The following is a 2,154-nucleotide window of genomic DNA, read 5'->3' as shown; positions in this document are numbered from 1 at the left end:
CACGGTGTTTTCCGAGAATTTTGCGTCAGATGCCGGACTTGGTGAGCTCGATGAACTGCTTGGCCACGCGCGGGCTGCGGCCGCCGTTGCGGGTGGCGTGGGCTTCGGCGCGGATGTCGAGCTGTTCCTGCGGCATGTCGATGCCGTACTGGGCGGCCAGCTTGTGAACGATGTCGAGATAGCGTTCCTTGTCGGGCCGGAAGAAGGTGATGGTGAGGCCGAAGCGCGCGGAAAGCGACATGAGTTCCTGTCTGGTGTCGCTTTCGTGCAGGTCGCTGCCGGAGCGGTCTTCCCAGCTTTCCTTGATGAGGTGACGGCGGTTGCTCGTGGCGTACACCACGAAGTTCTCGCTGTGGCCGTTCACGCTTCCTTCAAGTATTGCTTTAAGGGCGGCAAAGTCGTTGTCGTCGCTGCTGAAGCTCAGATCGTCGATGAACAGGATGAACTTGAGCGGATTGCGCGACAGCGCCTCGGTGATGTCCGGGATCTGATAGAGCTGATTCTTTTTCACTTCCACGAGGCGCAGGCCCTTGTCCCAGTAGGCGTTCACGATGGCCTTCACCGTGCTGCTCTTGCCCGTGCCCGCGTCGCCGTAGAGCAGAACGTTGTTGGCGGGCTGTCCGGCAAGGAGGGCCTCGGTGTTGGCGATGACCTTGGAACGTTCAAATTCGTAGCCGGGAAGCTGGTCCAGAGTCTGCGGATCGGGATGACGCACGGGCACGAGCTGTCCGTCCTTCACGGTGAACATGCGGTACTGGGCGAAGATGCCGTAGCCTCTGGCGTGAATGGTGGCGATGCGTTCATGATAGGCCGAGGCGAAGTCGGGATTGCTGTTCTTCCAGCGGGGCAGGAAGCCGGCGAAGTCGAGGGACTCGCGGATGGCGGAGCCGTCGAACGCGCCGAGGGTCTGCAGAAATTCGAGTTCGTGGGCGAGGCATTCGGAAAGGAAGGGGGACACGGGCGTGCTGCCGCAGCTTTGCAGCATGTAGATGTTCTCGTCTTCCATGATGAGGTTCAGCAGATAGGTGCTCAGATCGTCGCCGTGGGCGAAGAGGGCGGCGGCGAAGTCGCAGTAGGCGTTGACGCAGGCGGCGGTGTCGGAAACGTCGGCGTCGAGCAGCGTCTGGAGCCGGGAAACGACGGGATCGGAAAGAATGTTGCGGAAAACAACGAGACTGCGCAGCTGAATGCTGGAAAGAGGCTGGGAATTCATGGGAGATCACCTTTGAAAATTTTCGGCAAGTATAGGGCAGGGCGTGGCGTGATGCAAGAGCGTTCGGCGGCGGAATCAGGGGGCGGGGCGTCTTTTTTGAAGTCGCGGCCCGGGGGAAAAACGTTTTTTTGCGGAACACTTGCACTGTGCCTGCTGCTGTGGCACAAGCAGAAGAGGAAACGGCGGCTCAGTCCGCATGGGAGGAAACATGAATATTGTGGTGCTTGACGGATATACGCTGCGCGCGGGCATGGAAGAGCCGTGGCCCATGAACGGCGCGGACAACTGGACCGTGTACGACCGCACGCCGGAGAGCCTTGTGGCGGAACGCGCCGCCGAAGCGGAAATTCTGGTGGTGAACAAGGCTGTGGTGGACGCCGCGCTCATGGACGCGCTGCCGAGGCTTTGCTGCATCGCCGTGACCGCCGCGGGCACGAACATTGTGGATCTTCGGGCGGCCGGGGAGCGGGGCATACCGGTGTGCAACACGCCCGCCTACGGCACGGACGCCGTGGCGCAGCACGTGTTTGCGCTGCTTCTGGAACTGTGCCGGCACACGGCGCTGCACGACGCGAGCGTGCGCCGCGGCGACTGGGCCCGCTGCGAGGATTTCTGCTACGCGCTCACGCCGCAGGTGGAGCTCACGGGCAGGACGCTGGGCATTTTCGGCTTCGGCAATCTGGGCAGGCGCGTGGCGGAAATAGGGCACGCCTTCGGCATGAAGGTGCTGGCCTGCGCGCATCGGCCTGTGCCTGCGCCGGGCTATGAGCCGTTTGAATTCGTGTCGCGCGAGGAACTGTTCCGCCGCTCGGACGTGCTTTCCCTGCACTGCCCGCTCACGGAGGAGACGCGCGGACTCGTGTGCCGCGGGACCCTGAATCTGATGAAGCCGGGCTCGATCATCATCAACACGGCGCGCGGACCGGTGGTGCGCCGCGCGG

General features: G+C 62.8%; 2 protein-coding genes. One reads left to right on the top strand and one right to left on the bottom strand.

Annotation, left to right across the window (positions count from 1 at the left end):
* Positions 1 to 25 precede the first annotated feature (25 nt).
* Positions 26 to 1,213, bottom strand: coding sequence for an ATP-binding protein (locus ACZM96_RS10785; RefSeq protein ID WP_489489057.1), 1,188 nt, complete (start codon positions 1,211 to 1,213; stop codon positions 26 to 28).
* A gap of 208 nt (positions 1,214 to 1,421) precedes the next feature.
* On the opposite strand from ACZM96_RS10785, the gene ACZM96_RS10780 reads away from it, so the two are divergent.
* The coding region (locus ACZM96_RS10780; RefSeq protein ID WP_489489056.1) for an NAD(P)-dependent oxidoreductase at positions 1,422 to 2,154 on the top strand (733 nt) is incomplete at its 3' end.

Source organism: Mailhella sp., assembly GCF_057866825.1.
The sequence above is the reverse complement of the archived record's forward strand: the minus strand, read 5'-3'. Positions and strand labels throughout refer to the sequence as shown.

Bases quoted from the DNA above. Each gene is read 5' to 3' on its own strand.
- ACZM96_RS10785 (WP_489489057.1), bottom strand. From the start codon at position 1,213: ATGAATTCCCAGCCTCTTTCCAGCATTCAGCTGCGCAGTCTCGTTGTT.